This window comes from Nonomuraea sp. NPDC048892 (assembly GCF_040649735.1).
In the GTDB taxonomy this organism is placed as follows: Bacteria; Actinomycetota; Actinomycetes; order Streptosporangiales; family Streptosporangiaceae; genus Nonomuraea; species Nonomuraea maheshkhaliensis.
On the sequence record NZ_JBEZFZ010000019.1, the window covers coordinates 52,243 to 73,200 of the forward strand.

Below are 20,958 nucleotides of genomic sequence, written 5' to 3' on the forward strand. Positions count from 1 at the left end.
ATTCAGGGAGGACGATTGTCGAACACATGTTCGCACATGTGATCATCGTCGTCCAGAAACGGCCTCGGCCTCTGGCCGCCGCTCAGCCTGTCGAGCGTCCATCTGGGAGGCGATCAGGCGGACCGGGCTGAGGTTGTCGGCCGATCCAGTACGACAGCCGCCATTCACTGCGTGAGCTGGGATGACGCCGGCGGCTACCGCGGGGACGGGGCGAGCCAGTGGCGGGTCAGGTCACGGACGGCCTCCAGCCACCGCTCCGGCTGCTCGCCCGCGCCGATCGCGTCACCCGCGCTGTGCAGGACCGTGAACAGGATCGTGGCCGTGGTGTGCGGGTCGACCTGGCGGAACGCCCCTTCGTCCATGCCGCGGCGCAGTGCCCTGGCGATGGCGTCGAGTGTGGCCCTCTATCCTTCGTCCGCGGACACCCGCACGGGGCCGGGGTGGAAGACGGCGGCATGCAGGCCGCCCGGCTGGGCGATCGCCTCGATGGCCGCCGCACACTCGGCGTCGAGGGTGGCCCACCAGTCGATCGGCTCGGTGGTCTCAGCGATTCGGTCGAAGCGCTCCACGTAGTCGCGCAGCACGCGGTCGCGTACGGCGGCGAGCATGTCCTCCCAGGAGGAGAAGTAGACGTAGAACGTGCCTTTGGCGGCGTCGGCCTCGGCGGTGACGGCCTGGACCCAGTTGCTCACCTCCTGGCCGGACTCCAGCAGCCGGACGGCGGCGTCGATGAGTTCGCCGCGCCTGGCCTCGGGGGAGAGCCGGCGGCGGCTCCTGGAGCTGACCATCGCCCCAGATTAGTGGACGCGTCCGTGCCGCCGCGGCCGGCGCACACGTGGTCGCTCCGGCGCGATTCGCCGCGTGATCCGCCATGTGATCCGGGGCCTCGACGCGGGGTCGAGCAACCGGCTCACCAGCTGGAGACCATCGGCCGCCTGGGACATGGCAACTCCTCGAAGATTGTTGACTTGAGGTCATTAATATTGACCTTAGGTGAGTAAGTCAACGCCGAGGAGTCGCGCGTCCGCCCTGCCGGAGCAAGACACGCAGTCTGAACGTTGGCGTCCGCAGGGATGGTTCGTCTTCGACATGGTGTTCGACGTTGTGGGCATGAAGACACGGCCGCAGAGGCCCGAGGTGAACTGCTATGCCGAGCGTTGGGCCAGAAGGCGACTTAGCGGTACGCCCGGCAGGCCGGCCTGATCAAGCGAGCCCGCCAACGCGGCGCCAGAATTCGTCATCCCGTACTCGACGTGCTGGGTTTCACTCGCTGGTTGAGTTCGGAGCACCAGGACTCAACCTGGTCCATCTTGCTGCCGAAGCGGAGGTTGTAGTTCCAGCCCCAATCCTCCATGGCGGCTGGAACGCGCTGCTCCGATTCGGCGTCCGTGTCACTGAAGCAGACTCCTGCCTCCACCTGCACGTCGAACGAGCCCACGTGGTTCTTCAGATAGGAGGGCAGGGCCACCTTTGAGTCGGGCTTCGGCGTCCACTTCCACATGCGCCCCTCGTAGTTCGGTTCCGGCCACAGGCACACTGAACCTCGCGTGCACTTCAGCTGTCGTTGGAACGTCAGCGTTGCGGAGGCTGGCGGATTTTCGCCTGAGGCGAATTCATCGAAATTGAGGACGACGGGGGTCCCTATCGCGATCGTGGCGACGATCGCGAATGCGATGCGCCATCCTTTTCTCCTCCGCAGTCTGGCGAACCGGTAACGAAGCTGTGCCCATCTGCGGCGCGGCGTGTACTCGGCCACGGGCTTGGCTGCTCCCGGCAGTGCGCAGTTACGCGTCAATGCCAATGAGTCGACGGTGTCGGTATTGAGCTGGTTCGGCTCTGGGAACCCCTCGGACTGCAGGGAGTTGTGCACTTCTTGGTAGATCTTCCTCATGGTCAGAAATTCTGGTCCGTCGGGTATCCCCTTACGGGCCAAGGTGAGCAGCGCGCCGGTGAACGCCGTATATGTGGCACCTGGCAGCACTGTGGAGGCCCGGTTGGGTGCGGAGGAGGTAAGCGTGTAAACGCCTTTAATGTCCATCTGGCCGAGAATGCTGTTCTCGTCGCCCAGCGGCAAGAACGTTTTGGCGGCACGCCCGCTGAAACAGCAGTCCATGATGAGGATGCGATTGTCGGCGCCGCTGTTCCGTACCAGATCCCCCACGACGTCGAACTTGAGTCCGGTGACGGGCAAGGCGTCGGTTTCGGTGTCCTCGAGCGTGAGGTAGAGCTCGTTGTGCTGCGGCCCCACCAGGCCGTGACCGGCGTAATAAACCAGCAGCGTGTCTTGCGCGTCTTTCGCGGCGGCCGCGAGCGGGCCGAAGACCTCTCGCGGGTTCTTCGGATTCGGCACGACGATGCATCGTTCCGGTGTCAAACCTCCCAGCGCGGGGTCGGTGAGGACCTGGTGCAAATCCCTGAGGTTGTTCTTCACGGCGGGCAGCGAACGCAGATTCGACGAGGCGTAGGTGAACGTCCCGATCAAGATGGCTCTGGATCGATGCGGATCCGGAAGTCGCATGGTCAAGCCTCATCCGGCGGTGCCGGCGCCTGCGCCTCGCGCAGGAGGGCTTGGACGTCCGAGGTTCTCACCCGCTGCGCCGACAGCGAGGTCTTCCGGCCGTCGGCATGGGTGATTTCGATCTTCACGTCGGCGCGCTGCTGAGTCAGCCACGTCCGCAGGGATTGCGCCAGTGCCGTCATCACGGTGACCGAGGATGCGGCGGTGATGACGATCTCGACCGCCATGCCCAGGTCCTCGTCCGAGACGGGCGGATGGCCCTGCGTCACTCGGCCGCGGAGTTCGGGTTCGTCGTGGAGCCATTCCCAGAGTGATTCTATGGCTTCCTCGGGGTTGTGGCCGGCTCCGCTGATTCTTATTTCATCCATTTACATGTTCTCGCAGGTCGGTGATGGGTCGATCCGTACGGCCGTCGCAATTCCGGTGAACCCGAAGATCCGGTTCGGCGGATAACACGACACGAAGCCGCTGGAGTACAGAACTCGGAGCACATCGTCACGTCTGGTGTTCCAGCCGTAGATCGCCCCTCTGCTGACGCCCAGTCGTTGCCATCCGCGAGTGAAATCCCGGAGCTGGCCGGTCTTCACGACCGAGGAGTCATCCAGCATCCGGTAGAAACAGACATACGGATAGGCGCAGGCCGGCAGTCCGGCCGCCCGCGAGACGCCGGGGGACAGAAGATTGAGGGCGGCGCTCGACGCCACCACCAAAATGCTGAAACTGCTGCGCACGCGCATGGGCCGAGCCGCCTCTTCGCCTTGAGGGATCCGCACGGAGCAGCGCGGAAAGAAATGTCAACAGCTTCGTCGGTCCACGGCGTGATTTCCAGACGTTTCCCGTCGGCACTACTGAGGAAACGATGGGAAACCATCGCTGTCCCGCGTGTGCGGATCGATGACCACGGTTCCATGGCTGGTACCGGCCGCGAGCGTGCCGTCAGGAAGTGAAAGAAGATCGCTGATCGGCGCGCCGACGTCGATGCTGACGGGCGGGTTCCCCATGCGCGCGCTGCGCCAGACGTTGATCAACCCGTCCTCGCCGCCGGAAATGAGCAGATCCTCGGTCTCCAACGTGCAGGTCACAGACCGGCGGTGCGCTGAATGCGTCAGCAGACCGTGCCGGGTCTCCAGCAGCAGTAGCCCGGAGTGGGTACCGGCGACGACACCGCCGATCGCTGGGGACGACATGAGACTGCGCACGGCTTCGGAGGCGATGCTCCGCACGGGCGCGACGGGGCTCAGATCAGACAGCCGCCACGCCCCTGCCCGGCCTGACCGGTCCCCGGCCAGTAGCACCGCCCCGCCATCGGGATCAGGAGCGATAGATACGGCGGTCACCGCCTGCTCCAGCCCCGTGAGGAGCTGATCTCGGCGGGCATGCGGACGCGTCGCGACTTCGTCCCTGATGGAGACGATGCCGCCGCTCGTCACGCTCACCAGGATCGGCCGGCCGTCGAGGACCAGGAAGCCCGAGTAGACGATCCAGTCAGGTTCCGCGCCGCTCGACCACGTCGGAGGGCCGGGCGCGATTCCGATCCCGAGGGTCCCGTTCTCCGTTCCCGCGGCGTACCAGACCTGTCCTTCGATGAGGGCCAGTGCGGTTGTGCTCAGAAGTTCCGGCTCGGGAGGGCCGAACGGGCCGGCCACGCGATCGCCCGCCAGCGCGTCGAAGACGGCGAACCGACCCTGGTCATTCGATACGGTGGCCAGGATTCGGGGTCCGGCCGCCGCGAGACGGGAGGTCGACCAGCGTTCGGCGACGAAGCGGTCCTGCGGCTGTATGGCGTCGATACCGCTAAGGGGCCACAGGTGGACACCGTCGTCCTCGCCCCCGCCCACCGCCATGGGGCGCCCGGCGATGTCGGCGGTGGTGAGATCCCACAGCGGCTCGCCGTGACCGCTCAACGCGATCGGCCACAACGCGCGGCTCGCGACGTCGATGATCTGTACGTCGTCCGTTTCACCGGCCAGCAGAACCAGCAGCTTGGCCCCTACGCGTGCGGCTGAGATCGTGCTGATGAGCGGGGAACCGGGCACCTGGACGGTCGTCACCGCGGGCACGGGGCCGGCCGGCCATAGACGCACGCTGCCGTCGTCGTGCCCGGTGACCGCCCAGAGAGCGGGATCGTCGCCCGGGATCGCGGCGAGTGCGGTCACCCGCGGTTCATCCGCTGCCGAGCGCCGAAGCAGGCGGCCGGTGCCGATCTCCCAGTGCCAGAGGAATCCGCTGCCTGTCACGAGAAGGACGTCTCCCCGCAGACCGGGCACGATCCGGTCGACTCCGGTCCCGTCGATCGACGTCGCCGGAGCGAGCGGCTGCAGGGGCAGGACGTGCCAGGGACGCAGGTGCCCGTCCGCATAGCCCGCCACGGCGATCCATTCGGATGCGTGCTGTACGGTCGCCAGCGCGGACACCGCGGCGCCGGCCGCCTGGCTGGGCCGCGTGAGTGCCGCTCCGCCCGGGAGCTCGAGCACGTGGAGCTGCCCGCCCGCTGTTCCCACGACGACCAGCGGCAACCCGTCGACCTCGGCCACGGCCAGCGCCCGCACGGCGTGCTCGAACGATATGGCTTGATCGGTGTCCGCGATTCTGGTCGTGGATCCCCTGTCCTCTGACCATGCCTCGGGCAGATTGGTGATGGCCAGCGTCCTGTCGTCGCTACCGCTGAGCACGACCACTTCCTCGAATACGGTCGCGACGCCTACCTGGTTGATCGACAGACGGTGCTTCCGCGCGATTTGATGCCCCACGATGGGGCGCCAGCGCGCCTTAAGCGGCCACCACGGGGCTCCGGGCAGACGCGCCTGCGGCTGCCAGGCCTGGATGAGGCCAGCATCTCCCGACCTGAGTGCCCCCAGCGCCAGGTAGGCGGCCCGTTCCGGGACCGGGGTCTCCGTGTCCTGATGCCGCGCGACGGACTCGTAGGCGGAGGCCGCAGGCATGTCGGCGGCGGTGATGTTCGGCAGGGCTCGGACGACGGTCGTCCGTCCCGCCCTCACCAGAAACATCGCGTCCCGTGTCAGCCGGGGCAGAACCGAGGTTCCCGCCGCGTGGCTGAGGACGTACGCGAGGACGTACGGGTCGGCCTCGGCCCATACCGGTGTGCCCGCCTCGGAACGGACGGAGGCCACCAAGGCCGTGGAGATCGTCTCCCGCACTTCCGGTCCCGGCCGCGGCGCGTCGGGGAAGGCGGCGGGAACAGAGGACAGGGTGTCGTCCAACGCCTCGTGGAAGAGCCGGTAGAGAGGACGGCCCAAGGGCTGTCCGTCCATACCCGCCTGACGCGTGGCGGTGATCAGCGAGCCCAGGGGCCCGGCGAACAGATCGACCAGGTCGCTGACCGTGTACCTGCCCGGCGCACCGGCGAGTTCGCCCGCCAGCCGCAGCCACAGAGCGGACGGAAGCCCGAGCCCATGAGCATGAGCGAGCGGTCGCAACAGATCTTCGGCCTGCGCGCGGTCAATGGGCAGCGCGTCGAGGTAGCCGTCCATCGCCGCTTCCACCGAATCGGGGAAGGAGCGGTCGGGCAGGATCTCGCCACGCTCCGCGACGGTCAGGGAACTGAGCCGGGCGATCAGGAAGGAACAGCCCGCGCGTCTACCTAGGGCGTTGGCCACCCTGCGGGTCCTCTCCTGGGACGTGAACAGTCCCGAACCGTCGACAGGCGCGGCGGAGACCAGGATGCGGAAGGCGTACTCCGCCAGGGCGTCCGGATCGGCGAAGCCGTCCTCGTCGGTCCGGTCCAGGTCCACGGACTCAACGCCTTTGGACAGTCGCTGGGCGAGATGCCGGCGCGCACCGACGAGCAGGCGAACGGAAGTGGTGGCGCGTCGCCGGATGATCGGCTGAACGATCTGCTTGATCAGTTCCGGCGCGTCGGGTGATTCGTCCACGGCATCGAGGACGATGCAGGTCGGGGTGGAGAGCTCGGCGAGTTCGGCATGCAGTTGGTCGGCATCGGCGCACACGAGCCCCAGCTGCTCGGCGATCGCCTCCACGACCGCCTGCAGGCGTAATGCCTTCGCGTGCACCACCGCCTTGATCAGCGGCCCGGGATGGCGGGGATAGGCTGACTCGTCGTACAACGATTCGCCCACCTCCGTATCATCGCCGCCCAGGGCGAACCACGCGAGGATCGCTGATTTGCCCGACCCGGGGTCGCCGGTCACCACGCAGACCGGCCGGTCGTGTCGTGCGGAGATCCATCGCACGATGTGCTCGATCGCGCGCCTCCGGCCGGTGAACAGGCACTCGGCTCTGCCGCCCGGCAAGAACACCCGAACGCTCGCGAGCCAGTGTTTGCGCGCGTGCGTCAGGGGAGCGACACCCGCACCGGGGGCTCGCAAGCTGAGGACCTTGGCCGCCGCACTGGACCATGTGCACCGCTCGGCGAGGACCCGGCGGACGCGGCTCGCGCGGGCGAAGGCCGCGTCGGCGTTGTCGAGTACCGACGCGATCGCATCTCCCCAGTTACGAACGTCGGTATCGTCGTCATGCACAGGAATGACGATGCGCGCCGCATCGTCCGCCGGCAGGACCTGGCGCAACAATGCGCCGAGGCCGCTTCTGCGGCTCACCAGCACAGGCGTGCCGGCGACTATGGCCTCCGCGCCCGCCAGGCCGAATCCCTCCGCTCGCGAGGGCATCAGCACCAGCGTCGCGCGCCGAATGTCTTCCTGGAGGTCTGTCTCGACCTCCGAATACGACCGCATGGCAATGCGTAAGGAAGCCTTCCCGGTCCAGGTGACGAAGGCTATGTGCAGTTCCGCTTGCTTACCTTGAGGTGTTCCCCGTAGCAGGATCTCGACCTCGGTTTCGCTGTCGGCCCGGTGTCCGATCGCGTGTGCAACGGCCTTGGCCGCGATGTCGAGGCCCTTGAGTCTCTGGTCCTCCAGCCGCCCGAGGATCAGGATCTGTTTCGGGCCGCCCGGAGGGGGACTCCGGTCACCGCGGTCCTTCACGTCGAACCCGGGGTCGAGGCGCAGGGCCACTGGCGGATCAGCCGTCGCCGACAGGTCGCGGATCAGTTGCTCGTGAAGCCTGGGCCCGACCGCGGCGATGCCGGTGGCACCCTGCGCGATCTCTTTCTCCACCCGCACGCGGTCCTCGGCCCGTTCGCCGATGGGGTGGTCCTCGTCCGTCTTCGCCCATTCCGTCTCGTCGGGTGAGGTGTGCACCACGTGCAGCCTGGCCGCACTGGTGTACTGGTCCTCGACCAGCGCTCGTGCGGCGGGCCCCGTGATGCGCCCATGGCCGATCACGATGTCGGGTGCGATGCCATCGGGCAGCTCGACGGGCCGCATCAGCGCGTCCCGTCCAGATCCGCCGGGAGTCATCGGGGCCAGGATCAGCGTGACACCGGCTCTGGCGGCGTGCAGGATCTGGTCAGGGGACGCGGAAAGCACTACGCAGAAGACACGTGCCCCTGCCGCGGCCAAGGCGGTGCACAGCTGACGATTGAAAGTCGTCATGCCGCCATGAATCGATAACCAATCGGTGTCCAGTGCGAGGACGCGAGTTGCTCGCGGTCCCTCTTCGGAAGGGGCATCACGCATGGTGGTCCAGACGGTACCTGACTGTCTCGGAGTGGGCGCGGAACAAACGATCAGGATGTGCCGGCGCAACGCCGGCAGCGTTCCCGATCAGACCAATCGGTAAGGTTGAGCAGTTCGGGCAGCAAGGGCGGCTGACCGAATTCGGCGCGCATTTCCATGCGAAATGACCAGAGCGCTTCTGCGTATCGGTGGTACGCCTCGTGATATTGGGGCGACTCAAGCTTGGCTCCTGCCCGGATCGTGTCACGGATCGCGACGAGCCGCAGGAACGCCTCCTCGCCGCTGGTGACCATTAGAACGGTCCCGGACACGAGCAGGCGCTCTCTGGCCAGGTAAAGTCCGGCCTCGTGTACTGCCCTGTTGGCGCGCGCCGCGTGGTCATCCGGATCGTGCGGCTCGGTCCCGGCCACCTCGCGAAGGGCTTTGTGGGCCGCGTCGAGGGCGGCGAGGAACTCCAGGCCGTACACGGTGCTGGGGCGTTCCGGACGGTCACCGGCGCTGCCTTCCGCGACAAGGGCCGCCAGCTTGCCATCCGCGCCGAACGCCTTGTCACAGGCTTGAGCGAGTGCTGGGCTGCAATGTGCTCGACCTGTTTCCACCTTGCTCAGATATCCCTTGGAGTAATGGATTCTCTGTGCGAGATCGGCCAGTGACATGCCCTCGGCTTCGCGCCTTCGGCGTATTTCCTTGCCCAGGGCGTTGTCCGCTCCGCCTATGTGGCCGTGGTGGCCGTTCTTGGTCGCTACGGAGAGGCGATCGGTGGTCACACACCATGTTTACTCCTGGATCTTGGGGCGCGTCCACCGGTCATACGTAGCCATAGAAGGCATGCCCGAAAGGTAAGCCGCTTGCGGGATAAAGCGACCTGGCGACTGGGCTGAGCGCGGGCTGGCCGAGTCGCTCGCCATCAGCGCGACCCCCGTCCGCGAGGCGCTGCGCCGGCTGGAACGAGCGGTACGGGCAGCACCGGGCCATCTTCGCGGCCATCGCGGTCGGCGACGGGGACCGGGCCGAGGCGCTGATGAGGTCCCACAGTCACGACTCGAACGTCCAGGAGAAGTCCCTGAAGACGGATCTGCTGTACGCGACGTACCTGTTCCACGACATCGTGGTCAAGCGGCTCGGCGGCCGTAACCCGTTCGGCAACCGGGGCGTGCGGTACACCGGCTCCCACGACGACCAGGCGCTCAACGCGGGCGTGGCCCGGTTCTCGCCCGATCCCGCGGCGCGCCGCGACCTGTCGTACGACAGCGACCTCACCGGCCGGGTGAACCTGCCGGTCCTGACCCTGCACGCGATCCACGACCCGCAGGTCTTCGTCGAGCACGAGGCGGCCTACCGCGCCACGCTGCGGGCCGCCGGCCGCGGCGGGCGGCTCGTGCAGACCTTCACGACGGAGTCCGAGCACGGAAAGCTGAGCGACTCCGAGTACGCCGCCTCCATCACGGCGCTGGACAGGTGGGCGCACACCGGCCGGAGCTGGCCCGCGATGACGGCCGCACAGGAGCGCGCCTGGAGCCGGATCGACGGCGTGGGCATCGCACCCTGACAGGCAGGCTTTGCTACAGCATATGGTGTCGGGGTGGCAGTTGGTTCTGGGACGGCGTCCAGGCCCCCAGCCTGGCCGATCAGGTGTACGCGTGGCTGCGCGCCGCCGTGCAGGACGGCAGGCTGGCGCGCAGGCAGAGGGTCACCGAGCGGGGACCTGGCGGCCCGGCTCGGCGTGAGCCAGACGCCGGTGCGCGAGGCGCTGCGGCAGCTCATCCACGAGCGGGTCGTCGTACGCACCGGGCCGCGTTCGCTGCAGATCGCGCGGTACGACCCCGAGACGCTGGACGAGATCGCCGAGACGGAGGCGCGGCTGCGCGGCCTGGTCGCCAGGTTCGCCGCGCGGAAACGGTCGCAGGCGCTGGTCAGCGACCTGTACGAGAGCCTGACCGAGGCGGACATGCTGGTCGCCGGGCTCATCGGCGCCCAGCGGGACGGTAGGCTGGGCGAGTGCGCTCGACGCGATCGCCGAGGGCAACGAGGAGCGGGCCGAGCATCTGGCCTACACCCACCACGTCACGGCCGCGCGGCGCCGCGGAGCCGAACCGCCGGGTGGGCGGGGCGCCCGGACGCGCCCCGCCCACCCGGGGTGATCAGCGGATCGTGTAGCGGATGACGTCGGTGCGCATCACGTCGCCCGAAGCCTTGACCGCCTTGAAGGTGTGCTCTCCGTTCCTCAGCCCTGAGACGCTGAACGCGGTCTGCTGCGTCGCCCGCACGGAACCGTGGGTGTCGACCTGGCGGACGAGCTTGCCGTCGATGTAGACGTCGACGAGCCCCTGGTCGGGTGCGGTGGCGGTGATCCAGTCGAGGCCGGTTCCCGTGAAGGTGTAGGAGACGGAGTCGCCGTCGCGGGTCGTGGCGTGGACGTCGTCCAGGTGGTCGCCGCGGAAGGCGAAGTCCAGTTGCGCCGCGCCGAGCGGAAGGCCGGCGAGATAGGCCGAGCGCAGGGTCACGGTCGAGCCGGACAGGGTGTAGTCCCGCTCCCGTTCGAGCGCGGTGCCGCTGCGCGAGACGCCGACGAACTCGCTGCCGTCGCGCAGGAGCTTCACCTGCACGTCCGCCGGCGCCTTGCGGTCGAACGACGCCGCGAACGGGTCGATCAGGCTCGGTTGGAGCACGTCGATGCGGTCGAGCAGCATGAAGGAGCCGGACTTCTTGACCGCCCGGAGCGTGTGGCTGCCGTTGGGCAGGTCGTTCACCGTGAAGACGGTCTGCTGGGCGAGGCGGGGCTGGCCCTGCTCACGTCCCGTGTGCACGGTCTTCACGAAACGGCCGTCGAGGTAGATGTCGACATCGCCCTGGGAGGTGTCCATCTCGGTGACGTACGAGACGCCGGTGCCCTGGAACGTGTACTCGAACGCGTCGCCGTCGCGCTCGGTGTAGTGCACGTTGTCGTTGTAGTCGCCGAGCCCTCGGCCGGTGCTCTGCGACCAGTTCCCGAGGTAGGCGATCTCCGGGTCGGTGTCGTCGTGGACGACCGTGCGGACGGGGCCGGTCGACGGCGGGGCGGGGGTGCCGGTGTCGGTGACGTTCACGGTGAGCGGCTGGGAGGTGGCGGCGACTTCCTTGCCGCCGTTGCGGGTCCACTCGCCCTCGTACCGGACGCGCAGGGCGTCGTCGTTGACGGCGACCGCGGCGCCGCGCTGGGGCGTCACCTTGAGCAGGCGCACGCCGTGGATCGGGACCGTGGTGGCGGTGAACTTGCCGGCGAAGCGGCCGAGGTCCTTGCGGTCCCACAGGTCGCGGACGGTGGCGGCGCCGTTCAGCCCGATGTCCGACCAGTTGACGGTGATGTCCTTGTCGGTACGGCCGAGGTTGAACAGCGCGACCGTGTAACTGCCGTCGGCGTTGAGCGCGTACCAGACCTGCTGCTGCGCCGTCGTGGAGACCGGGCGCGCCGGGGTGCCGGCCTGGTCGACCGCGATCACCTCAGGGTTGGTGAGCAGGCTCAGCCCGTACGCGTCGAGCTTGGTCATGTCGTTGCCGGTGTAGATCGGCGCGGCGGAGATCGCCCACAGCGTCATCGCGGTCTGCCGTTCGTCACGGGTCAGGCCGTCCATGGTGCCGTTGCCGATGTCGAGCGAGTCGAGGTCGTTCCACCCGCCGTTCCCGCCGTGGCGCCACCAGGTCGACACCAGCGGGAAGAGCCGGGAGATGCTCTGCCACCCGGTGAGCGCCTCGCCGGCGCAGTAGCACTCGACGTCCCAGTCGATCCGCCAGCCGTTCGCCTTGGAGCGCCAGTAGTCGGCGTACTTCGGGTCGAGCGCCCAGGACAGCTCGAACCAGATCTTGCGCGCCTTGAGCGCCGTCGACCAGGCGGCGACGTCGTCGCGGGCGTCGAGCGACAGGTCGCTCACGCCGGATCCGGGCGTGACGCTGTCGAACTTGACGAAGTCGACCTTCCACTCGGCGAGCAGGTCGGCGATCGAGTCGACGTACTTCTGCGCGCACGGATTCGAGAAGTCGATCCGGTAGCCGATGCCCCAGTAGTCGGAGGGCCGCAGGGGCTGGGCGGCGATGCCGCGCGTGGTGCAGCCGGGGGCGCCGGCGATCGGCAGGTTCGCGTTGTAGACGTCAGGGCCGATGCCGGGGATCAGGTAGAGCCCGAACTTCTGGCCGTTCGCGTGGACGTGGTCGATGACCTTCTGCAGGCCCTGCGGGTAGAGCGTGGTGCTGGGCTTCGGCCGGCCGTTGGCGTCGAACCCGTCGTTCCATCCGGCGTCGACGTTGATGTACTCGTAGCCGTACTTCTGCAGCTTGGCGCGCATCGCGTCGGACTGCTTGATGATCTGGTCGGCGGTGATCCACCTGCCGTTGCCGGAGTAGACCTGCATGCTGTAGCTGCTCCACCCCATGTACGGGCGCACGGCCCAGGGGTCGGCGGCCGAGGCGGACGGCCCGTTGGCCCCTGCGGTGGACGAGCCGGGTGCGGGCGCAACGGCCCGCGCGCCGAGTGCCGGGGCCCGCTTGGGGCCGATCGGCCCCGCGGTCGGCCGCGCGCTCGGCCCAGTGGTCGGCCCAGTGGTCGGCCCAGTGGTCGGCCCAGTGGTCGGCTCGGGGCTGCTGGCGGACGCCGGCTGGGCACTCGGCGACAGGAGCAGCGCGGCGGACAGGACGAGGGCGGCGGCGCGGGTTCGCCGGCCGCCTAAAGAGGCGGCGATGCGTAGCGGTGACCTCACGGTCACACCTCCTGGGTGGAAGTACCGATCCTCGAACGGGCAGGCGTCGGATGGACGGCGACCGCTGGGGTGCGGCACCCGAGGCCCGGCGCTCGAAGCCGGTGCGGATGGGCGAGTTCGAGATGGGCGCGAGAACTCGGTGCCGGGTGGGTGACGAGCACAGAGTGCCGCCGAGCGTAGGGCCGATGCGGTTGGCAAATCAATACTTGACGAAGGAAATTATTGGGCTTACGTTTCGGCCATGTTTCTAAAAATCGGCGCTCGGCCGGGTGCCACCCCGTCCCGCATGTAGGAGGTATGACTGTGAGGAGACCGCCAGGTAACCCTCGTCAGTTCGGCCTGCTCGTTGTCCTGCAGGCGGCTCGGGCGGCGATCTCGGGCCTGGGTGCGGTTGCGGCGCCGGTTCCGGCGCGAACCGGCCCATCCGCCCGGAAGCGGGCGGTCTGATGTCGGCCACCACTTCGCATCCGCTTCGCTCGCCGAGCGCGAACGAGGATCCGGCCCGCCCGGCCGCCGCGGCGCATCGGCGCGGCCGCTGGTCCGAGGCGCGCAAGTCCTGGCGCTTGCACTGGCAGCTGTACCTGCTGGTGAGCGTGCCGGTCGCCTATTTCATCATCTTCAAGTACGTACCGATGGCGTTCAACGTCATCGCGTTCAAGGACTACAGCCCCGTGCTGGGTCCGTGGGACAGCGAGTGGGTGGGGCTGCAGAACTTCGAGCGGCTGTTCAGCAACCCGGTCTTCGTCGACCTGCTGAAGAACACCTTCCTGCTGTCCTTCTACGTGGTGCTGGCGAGCTTCCCGATCCCGATCCTGCTGGCGCTGGCGCTGAACGAGATCGGCAACGGCTGGTTCAAGCGCACCGTGCAGATGGTCACCTACGCGCCGTACTTCATCTCCACCGTGGTCGTGGTCTCGATGATCATCCTGGTGCTCTCGCCCCGGATCGGCATCGTGAACCAGTTGCTCGCCGTGTTCGGCATGGCCCCGATCGACTTCCTCGGCGAGCCGGATGCCTTCCGGCACATCTACGTGTGGAGCGACGTCTGGCAGACCGCCGGCTACGCGGCCGTCATCTACCTGGCCGCCCTGGCCGGCATCGACCCGGCGCTGCACGAGGCGGCCAAGATCGACGGGGCCACCCGGCTGCAGCGGATCCGGTACGTGGATCTGCCGGGAATCATGCCGACCGCGGTGATCATGCTGATCCTCGGCGTGGGCAACATGATGGCGATCGGGTTCGAGAAGGCGTACCTGCTGCAGAACAACCTGAACCTCGCGCAGTCGGAGATCATCCCGACCTACGTCTACAAGACCGGCCTGATCAACGCGGACTTCAGCATGGCCGCCGCCGTGGGCCTGTTCAACTCGGTGGTCAATCTCTGCCTGCTGCTGGTGGTCAACTTCGCGGCCAAGCGCATCACCGGAAGAGGACTGTGGCGATGACGACCCTGCTCACCTCCAAGCTGCGGCGCACCAGCCCGGCTGCGTCGAAGGTCCGCGAACCGCTCGGCGACCGGCTGATGCTGATCGTCGTCAGGCTCATGCTGCTGGTCGTGCTGGCGATAGTGCTGCTGCCGCTCATCTACATCGTGGCCAGCTCGCTCAGCAGCCCGGCCGCGGTCAACGCGGGCCGGGTGCGGTTCTGGCCGGTCGAATTCTCGGTGGAGGCCTACCAGACCATCCTGAACAACGCGGAGATCCTGCAGGGATATTACAACTCGCTCATTTACGCCGCCGCCGGCACGGTGATCAGCGTCACGCTGACGGTGGCCATCGCGTATCCGCTGTCGCGCAAATCCTTTTACGGGCGCAATGTGCTGATGACGCTGCTCATCTTCACGATGTTGTTCTCCGGCGGTCTCATTCCGACGTACATGGTGGTCCAGGATGTCGGGCTGCTCGACACGCGCTGGGCCCTGCTCATTCCCAACGCGATCGGCGTCTGGCAGGTGATCATCGCCCGCACGTTCTTCGCGAACTCGATCCCCGACGAGCTGTACGAGGCGTCGATGCTGGACGGGGCGAGCGGACTGCGGACGCTGCGGTCGGTGGTATTGCCGCTGTCGAAGCCGCTGCTGGCCGTGCTCGCGCTGATGTACACCGTCTACCAGTGGAACACCTATTTCGACGCCCTGGTCTATCTCAAGGACCCCGATCTGTTCCCCCTGCAGATCGTGTTGCGCAACATCCTCATTCTCAACACGCCCAGGACGGGCGCCGTGGACCTGGCCCAGCAAATGCATCAGATCCAGCTGGCCAACGTCCTGCGATATGCGCTGATCGTCGTCTCCAGCCTGCCCGTGCTGATGATGTACCCGTTCATCGCGCGGCACTTCACCAAGGGCGCGATGGTGGGGGCGGTCAAGGGGTGAAGAAACTCAAGAAAAGGAACAGTGCCATGAAGCCGCATTCACCAGGAAACAGGATCGCCGCAGTCGTGGCCGCCGCGGCGTTGCTCGCGGCGGGCTGCTCCTCCGGCGGGAACAAAAGCAGCACGGAAAGCGCCCCCAAGGCGAAGATGGAGGGCGACAAGGTCGTCATCTCGGCGATGGCGGCGGCCGACCCCGACATGAACCTCGACACCAACCAGGTCACGACCCTGCTCGGCGACAAGTTCAAGATCAAGTTCCAGTTCCAGAGCACCACGATGGACGGCGGGGCGGCCAAGGAGAAGCGCCAGATCGCGATCTCCAGCGGCGACTACCCGGACCTGTTCCTGCTGATCCCCTACGTCGACGCGTTCACCAAGCCCGAGCTGCAGAAGCTCGGCAAGCAGGGTGTCGCGATGCCGCTGGAGGACCTGATCAAGCAGCACGCGCCGAACATCCAGAAGGCGCTCGACTCCAACAGCGTGCTCAAGGCGATGTCGACCGCGCCGGACGGGCACATCTACGCGCTGCCGCAGTGGTCCGACTGCTACCACTGCACCTACCCCAACAAGTTGTGGATCAACTCCGCGTGGCTGAAGAAGCTCAACCTGGAGATGCCGAAGACGACCGAGGAACTGCGCGAGGTTCTGCGGGCGTTCAAGACGAAGGATCCGAACGGCAACGGCAAGGCCGACGAGATCCCGATGACCACCGACAAGCAGGACAGCACGCTGATCGGCTACCTGATGGGCGCGTTCGCCTACGCCCCGTACGGCGCCAGCAACGGCGTCCCGTCACTGCTCCAGCTTGAAGGCGGCAAGGTCACCACGCCCGTCGACAAGCCCGAGTGGCGCGAGGGCGTGAAGTACATCAAGTCGCTCTACGAGGAAGGCCTGATCGACCAGGCGTCCTTCACCCAGAACGCCGAGGCGCTGCAGGCCGTCGGCAACGACCCGGACGCGGTCAGGATCGGCTCCTCGCCCGTGTTGTGGCCTGGCATCTTCGTCCAGCTCGCCTCCAAGGACGGCCGGGACAAGCAGTACGACCCCGCGCCGCCGCTGACCGGTCCCACGGGCAAGAGCTACACCGCGTACAACAACCCGACCTCGATCGGCTACACCTTCATGCTGACCAACAAGTCGAGCATGGAGGCGCGCGTCGCGGCGATCAAGATGCTCGACTACATCTACACAGATGAGGGGCAGATCATCGCCAACAACGGGCCCGAAGGGGTCGGCTGGGTCAAGCCCGGCCCCGACGACGTGGCCCTCGACACGAAGGTGAAGCCCACCTGGAAGACGCTGCCCTCCGCCGACGTTCCGAAGAACGTCGCCTGGTCGTCCATGGGCCAGTACTACGTCACGCTCGCGCTGCGCAACGCTCAGACGGTGCCGATGGACATCTACTCCGAGGCCGGCCTGGAACGGCGGCTGTTCGAGGCGACGAAGATCTACGAGCCGCACGTGGACAAGGCCAAGGTCTTCCCCGAGGCGCAGGTCTGGACCGACCCGAGCGTGGTCTCCGAGCTGGCCACCCTGAAGACCAACCTCGACAGCTACGTCAGCCAGGGCCAGCTCGCGTTCATCACCGGGTCGAAGAACATCGACACCGAGTGGGACGCCTGGGTCAAGGGCCTGGACGGGCTCGGCATGAAGCGCTACCTGGAGCTCTACCAGCAGGCGTACGACAAGAACAAGCCCACCAGCTGACGTGAGAGGGGAGTCCCGGCCCGGCCGGGACTCCCCTCATTCGTCGATCACCGACGGGTTCAGGCCCGGGTCGTAGTGGTTGCCCGCGATCACGATGCCGGAGCTGCCGTGGAAGACGAACAGCGGCGAGGCGTACGGCGGCCGGTCCGGCCCATCCAGGCGGCGCACGGTGTTGCCGGTGAAGCGGAACCCGCCGGCGCTCTTGACGTCGGCCACGGTCACGTCGCCGACCTCGAACGTGTTGTCCTCGACCGAGATGCCGTGGTGCACCAGGGCGGCGACCTCGTTGGTCGGCTCCACGAAGATGACGGGACCGGCGGGCCTGGCGAAGGTGTTCCCACGGATGGCCACGTCGGCGACCGCGCCGGACTCGTACCACGAGGAGGCGTCGGCGGAGATGAAGACGCAGGCCATCGACATGCCGTCGAACCGGTTGCCGGTGATCAGCACGGGCTTCGGCGTGGTCACCAGCACGCCGCGGGTCGGCACGTTGCGGAAGACGTTGCCGGAGACGAGGACCTCCGGCGTGTACGTGACGTTCTCCGTCACCGTGCCGCCGGCCGCTACGCCATCGGGCACCGGGCGGTCGAACGTCACCGTCATCGTGGTCAGCGGCCGGGTGTGGTCCGTGCCGCTCGGCCCGTCCACCGCGATGACGGCCGCGGGCGGGCCGGGGAGCGGGGTCATCGTGCGCTTGTCGATGAAGCGCACCTGGTCACCGGGGTAGAACTGCGGGAATCCGGCAGGGTGCCTGTAGGCGAGGGTGAGGGTGGCCGGCGCAGGCCGACCGGTCACCTCCAGGTAGGTCCCGTGCACGTTGATCGGATCGTCATGCGGCCCGTCGAAGGTACAGCCGGTGATCGTGACGCTGCCCTTGACACCGGACAGGTTGACATGGTCGGCGAACGATGACGACGTCCGGCCGGACGCGGGGTCAGGTGCGAAGTTCACCCGGTCGATCGTGATGTTCTCGCTGAACTGTCCCACGACGCCGAACTCCTGGAGGTAGCAGACGTTCATCGAGCGCATCGTGACGTTCCGCGACTCCCAGATGAACGCGCCCGGGTGCTCGCGCTCGATGAGCCGCATCTGGTAGACGAGGCCCGCGTCGGCGGGTGGCGTCGCGCCGGCGTAGTCGATGCGGATCCGGCCCGCACCCAGGTCGGTGACCGCGGCGACGTCGATGAACAGCGGGTTGTCCCCCCGCCAGGTCTTTCGCGCGGCGGGGTCGTGGATCTGCGTGTAGGCCAGGCCGTCCACGCCCGACCAGTAGGGCTGCCCGCTCGCCGGGCTTGTCTCGCCGAGCCAGGTGATGTGGGTGCCGTCCACGCGGTAGAGGGTGCCGGGCGGGAGGGACAGGTGGCGCCAGGCCCGCCCGCCGGTGACGCCGGCCGCGGCGACCGTCGCGTCGATCACCTTCGGGGTGGCGTACTCGATGGAGAAATCGGTAAAAGTCACGTTCGCGGAGCGGATCGCCGCGAACGCCGTCTGTAGCCCGTGATAGACCAGCCTGGCGCCGCGGCCGTCGATCGTCACGTCGCTCATGTCCTCGACGAGCAGCCCGATCCGCTTGTCCCGGTAACGCTGATCGGCGCCGACGGTGTTGGACACGTACAGCTCACGGAGCTCGGCATGCTCGGGGTAGAGCTGGTACGTGCCGGCGGCGAACACGATCTCGACGGGACGGCGGAGGGTTCTGGCGTGCCGCAGTGCCGCGGCGACCGCCGGGGCCGAGTCGGCCCGGCCGGTCGGGTCGGCCCCGAACGCGGTCACGTCCACCGTGCCGCGTTCAGCCCTTGAAGTGGTGCTCCTCAAGCATGAGTCCTTCCTCCGGATGGCAGGCGACGTCGATGACGGCGTCGCCATAGCGGACGCGGGTGCGCGCCGCCTTGTCACAGTCGATCCGTGCCTGGTGCAGCCGCCCGTCGCGCCAGGCCACGGCGACCGTGAAGCCGCCGCGGGCGCGCAGCCCCCGGACCGAGCCGTCGCGCCAGGCGGACGGCAGCGCCGGCAGCAGCTCGACCTCCTCGCCGTCGGACTGCAGCAGCATCTCGGCGATCGCGGCGGTGCCGCCGGCGTTGCCGTCGAAGGAGTAGATGTTCTGCTCGGCGCCGGCGATGCCGCCGACGGAGTAGCTGAGCAGGTTCGCCTCGCTGGCGTCGCCGATCAGCTTGGTGAGGTGGGTCAGCGCCTTGTCGCCGTCGAGCAGACGGGCGTAGAAGGCGGCGAAGTTGGCCTCCACCCACTCGGTCTGCTCCCAGCCCGGCGCCCGCTGCCGGCGTTCCAGGACGACCTCGGCGGCACGGGCGAGTTCGGGCGTGCGGCGCGGCGTGATCTGCCGCTCGGGGAACAGCGCGCACAGGTGTGAGGTGTGCCGGTGGGCGGGAACAGCCTCCTCGGCGTCGTCCAGCCACTCCTGCAGCTGACCGTGCCGGCCGATCAGGAACGGCGACAGCCTCTCCCTGGCGGCGGCGACGCGCTCGCGCAGGTCAGGGTCGAGGCCCAGGATGGTGGCGGCCTGGCCGCAGATCCGCAGGATCGCCTCGGCGAAGACGCGGTCGGCGGTGTTGCCCATCGCGATCGAGCACTGCGTGCCGTCCGGCGCCAGGTACCAGTTCTCCGGTGAGTCGGAGGGGCCGGCCACGAGCCAGCCGTGGACCGGATGGTGCGTCAGGTAGGAGAGCAGGAACAGCGCGGCGTCGCGGAGAACGGGGTAGGCCTCCTCGCGGAGGAACGCTTCGTCCGGCTGGTACTCGTAGTGCTCCCACAGTTGCAGGGCGAGCCAGGCGCCGCCGGTGACGTTCAGGCCCCAGCCCATGCCGGCGCCGGGCGCGGTGTAGCCCCAGGCGTTGGTCACCGTGTGCGCGACCCAGCCGTCCGCGCCGTACATCCCCTTGGCGGTGTCCCGGCCGTGCTCGGCGAGCCGCTGGAGGAAGCGGACCAGCGGGGTGTGGCATTCGGCCAGGTTGGCCGGTTCCGCGGCCCAGTAGTTCTGCTGGGTGTTGATGTCGAGGTGGAAGTCGTCGCTCCAGCCCGAGGTGCTGGCGAGCCCGTCGTTCCACACGCCCTGCAACGCGAGCGGCAGGGGCGAGTCCTCCCGGGAGCCGGCGATGGTGAGATAGCGGCCGTACTGGAAGTACAGGGCGATCAGGTCGTCGTCGCGCTCGCCGCGGGCGAGGCGTTCCCTGCGTACGTCGGTGGGCAGGTCGACCGGCTCGCCGAGGTCGATCGACACCCGGCCCATCAGGCGGCGGTGGTCCTCGACGTGCGCGCCGCGCACCACGTCGTAGCCGTCCTCGGCGGCCGCGGCGATCAGCCTCTCGGCCCGCCCGGCCGGGTCGTCGCCGGCCCAGTCCGTTCCGACCGCGACCCACACGACGGCCGCGTCCGCGCCGGTGACGGTGACGGTGTGGGCGTCGCGGCGCAGCGTTCCGCCCTCGGCCTCGATCCGGACCCGGATCTCGACGGCGGCGCCCTGGTTTCCGTCGCTGTGCAGCGACTCGACCGCGCGGCCTATAAAAGCGACGCCGGACGCGGTGGTTGTGACCTCGCCGGGGAACACGCTGTCTTCCAGGCCGGCCGTGAAGCCGACCGCGCCGGGACGGTCGGCCGTGAGGCGCAGCGTGATGACCCCGTGGGGATGGGAGGCGAGGACCTCCCGTGCGTGATGGACGCCGTCCTGTTCGTACTCGACCAGGACGAGACCGTCGTCGAGGTCCAGCCGGCGGCGGTAGCCGCGGAACGCGCCGCCGCCGAAGTCCAGCCGCAGCCGGGGGAGCGGCAGGTTGGTGCCGAACGTCGTCGGCCGGCCGAGCAGGTGCTCCTCGGCCAGCCGCTGGGCTTCGGCCGGCCGGCCTTCGAACAGCAGCCGCCGCACGGCCGGCAACGCGCCGAGCGCGGTGGGGCTCACGTCGGTGGCCGAGGGCGCCCCCGACCACGCGGTCGACTCCGACAGCCGGACGCTCTCGGCGTCCACGCCCCCGTAGACCATGCCGCCGAGCCGGCCGTTGCCGATCGGCAACGCGTCGAACCAGCGCTCGGCGGGACGGTCGTAGCACAGAACGGTGGAAGACAT

Annotated in this window: 15 protein-coding genes and 1 pseudogene; 6 read left to right on the forward strand and 10 right to left on the reverse strand. The window is 68.1% G+C overall.

What is annotated here, in order from left to right; translation table 11 throughout:
- Positions 1-194 precede the first annotated feature (194 nt).
- From AB0C28_RS41095 to AB0C28_RS41125, 7 genes are all read right to left on the reverse strand, one after another.
- The gene (locus tag AB0C28_RS41095; RefSeq protein WP_357858464.1) at positions 195-362 is read right to left on the reverse strand and encodes a hypothetical protein; all 168 of its coding nucleotides are present in this window, start codon (positions 360-362) and stop codon (positions 195-197) included.
- Between the two features lie 42 nt (positions 363-404).
- Positions 405-788: a TetR/AcrR family transcriptional regulator gene (locus AB0C28_RS41100; protein WP_357858461.1), complete on the reverse strand. Its 384-nt coding sequence runs from the start codon at positions 786-788 to the stop codon at positions 405-407.
- Positions 789-1,237: 449 nt separating this feature from the next.
- The gene (locus tag AB0C28_RS41105) at positions 1,238-2,518 is read right to left on the reverse strand and encodes a caspase family protein (RefSeq protein ID WP_357858458.1); all 1,281 of its coding nucleotides are present in this window, start codon (positions 2,516-2,518) and stop codon (positions 1,238-1,240) included.
- Between the two features lie 2 nt (positions 2,519-2,520).
- A complete protein-coding gene (locus tag AB0C28_RS41110) occupies positions 2,521-2,886 on the reverse strand; it encodes a hypothetical protein (RefSeq protein WP_357858455.1) in 366 nt (121 codons plus the stop codon).
- The gene (locus AB0C28_RS41115) at positions 2,887-3,255 is read right to left on the reverse strand and encodes a hypothetical protein (protein ID WP_357858452.1); all 369 of its coding nucleotides are present in this window, start codon (positions 3,253-3,255) and stop codon (positions 2,887-2,889) included.
- Between the two features lie 108 nt (positions 3,256-3,363).
- Entirely contained in the window at positions 3,364-8,073 is a 4,710-nt protein-coding gene (locus tag AB0C28_RS41120) for a glycosyltransferase (RefSeq protein ID WP_358080781.1), read from the reverse strand.
- A 50-nt stretch (positions 8,074-8,123) separates the two neighbouring features.
- Positions 8,124-8,840 (reverse strand): helix-turn-helix transcriptional regulator, encoded by a 717-nt coding sequence (locus AB0C28_RS41125; protein ID WP_357858446.1) that lies wholly within the window; start codon positions 8,838-8,840, stop codon positions 8,124-8,126.
- Positions 8,841-8,950: 110 nt separating this feature from the next.
- On the opposite strand from AB0C28_RS41125, the pseudogene AB0C28_RS41130 reads away from it, so the two are divergent.
- The 3 genes and pseudogenes from AB0C28_RS41130 to AB0C28_RS41140 form a co-directional block, all read left to right on the forward strand.
- Positions 8,951-9,094: pseudogene (locus tag AB0C28_RS41130) on the forward strand (hypothetical protein); the annotation flags it as partial.
- Positions 9,095-9,622, forward strand: a complete 528-nt coding sequence (locus AB0C28_RS41135) for a hypothetical protein (protein WP_358080783.1) — start codon at positions 9,095-9,097, stop codon at positions 9,620-9,622. It begins immediately after the preceding pseudogene.
- 174 nt (positions 9,623-9,796) lie between these two features.
- A complete protein-coding gene (locus AB0C28_RS41140; protein WP_358080784.1) occupies positions 9,797-10,237 on the forward strand; it encodes a hypothetical protein in 441 nt (146 codons plus the stop codon).
- Here AB0C28_RS41140 and AB0C28_RS41145 read toward each other — a convergent pair.
- Positions 10,215-12,803 (reverse strand): X2-like carbohydrate binding domain-containing protein, encoded by a 2,589-nt coding sequence (locus AB0C28_RS41145; protein ID WP_358080786.1) that lies wholly within the window; start codon positions 12,801-12,803, stop codon positions 10,215-10,217. The two genes, AB0C28_RS41140 and AB0C28_RS41145, sit on opposite strands and share 23 nt — an antisense overlap.
- A gap of 446 nt (positions 12,804-13,249) precedes the next feature.
- Between AB0C28_RS41145 and AB0C28_RS41150 the strand changes: the two genes are divergently transcribed.
- From AB0C28_RS41150 to AB0C28_RS41160, 3 genes are read left to right on the forward strand one after another with little or no spacing between them, the layout of a single operon-like run.
- Positions 13,250-14,248 carry an ABC transporter permease subunit gene (locus AB0C28_RS41150; protein ID WP_357858436.1) on the forward strand — a complete coding sequence of 333 codons (999 nt, stop codon included), beginning with the start codon at positions 13,250-13,252 and terminating at the stop codon, positions 14,246-14,248.
- Entirely contained in the window at positions 14,245-15,177 is a 933-nt protein-coding gene (locus AB0C28_RS41155; RefSeq protein ID WP_357858433.1) for a carbohydrate ABC transporter permease, read from the forward strand. Before AB0C28_RS41150 ends, AB0C28_RS41155 begins: the two co-directional genes overlap by 4 nt.
- Positions 15,178-15,203: 26 nt before the next feature.
- The gene (locus tag AB0C28_RS41160; protein WP_358080788.1) at positions 15,204-16,883 is read left to right on the forward strand and encodes a hypothetical protein; all 1,680 of its coding nucleotides are present in this window, start codon (positions 15,204-15,206) and stop codon (positions 16,881-16,883) included.
- A gap of 36 nt (positions 16,884-16,919) precedes the next feature.
- Here the strand turns inward: AB0C28_RS41160 and AB0C28_RS41165 are convergent, their stop codons facing one another.
- Positions 16,920-18,698 carry a hypothetical protein gene (locus tag AB0C28_RS41165; protein WP_358080789.1) on the reverse strand — a complete coding sequence of 593 codons (1,779 nt, stop codon included), beginning with the start codon at positions 18,696-18,698 and terminating at the stop codon, positions 16,920-16,922.
- On the reverse strand, positions 18,673-20,958 hold the full coding sequence (locus AB0C28_RS41170) for a glycoside hydrolase family 95 protein (protein WP_358080791.1): 2,286 nt from the start codon (positions 20,956-20,958) through the stop codon (positions 18,673-18,675). Before AB0C28_RS41170 ends, AB0C28_RS41165 begins: the two co-directional genes overlap by 26 nt.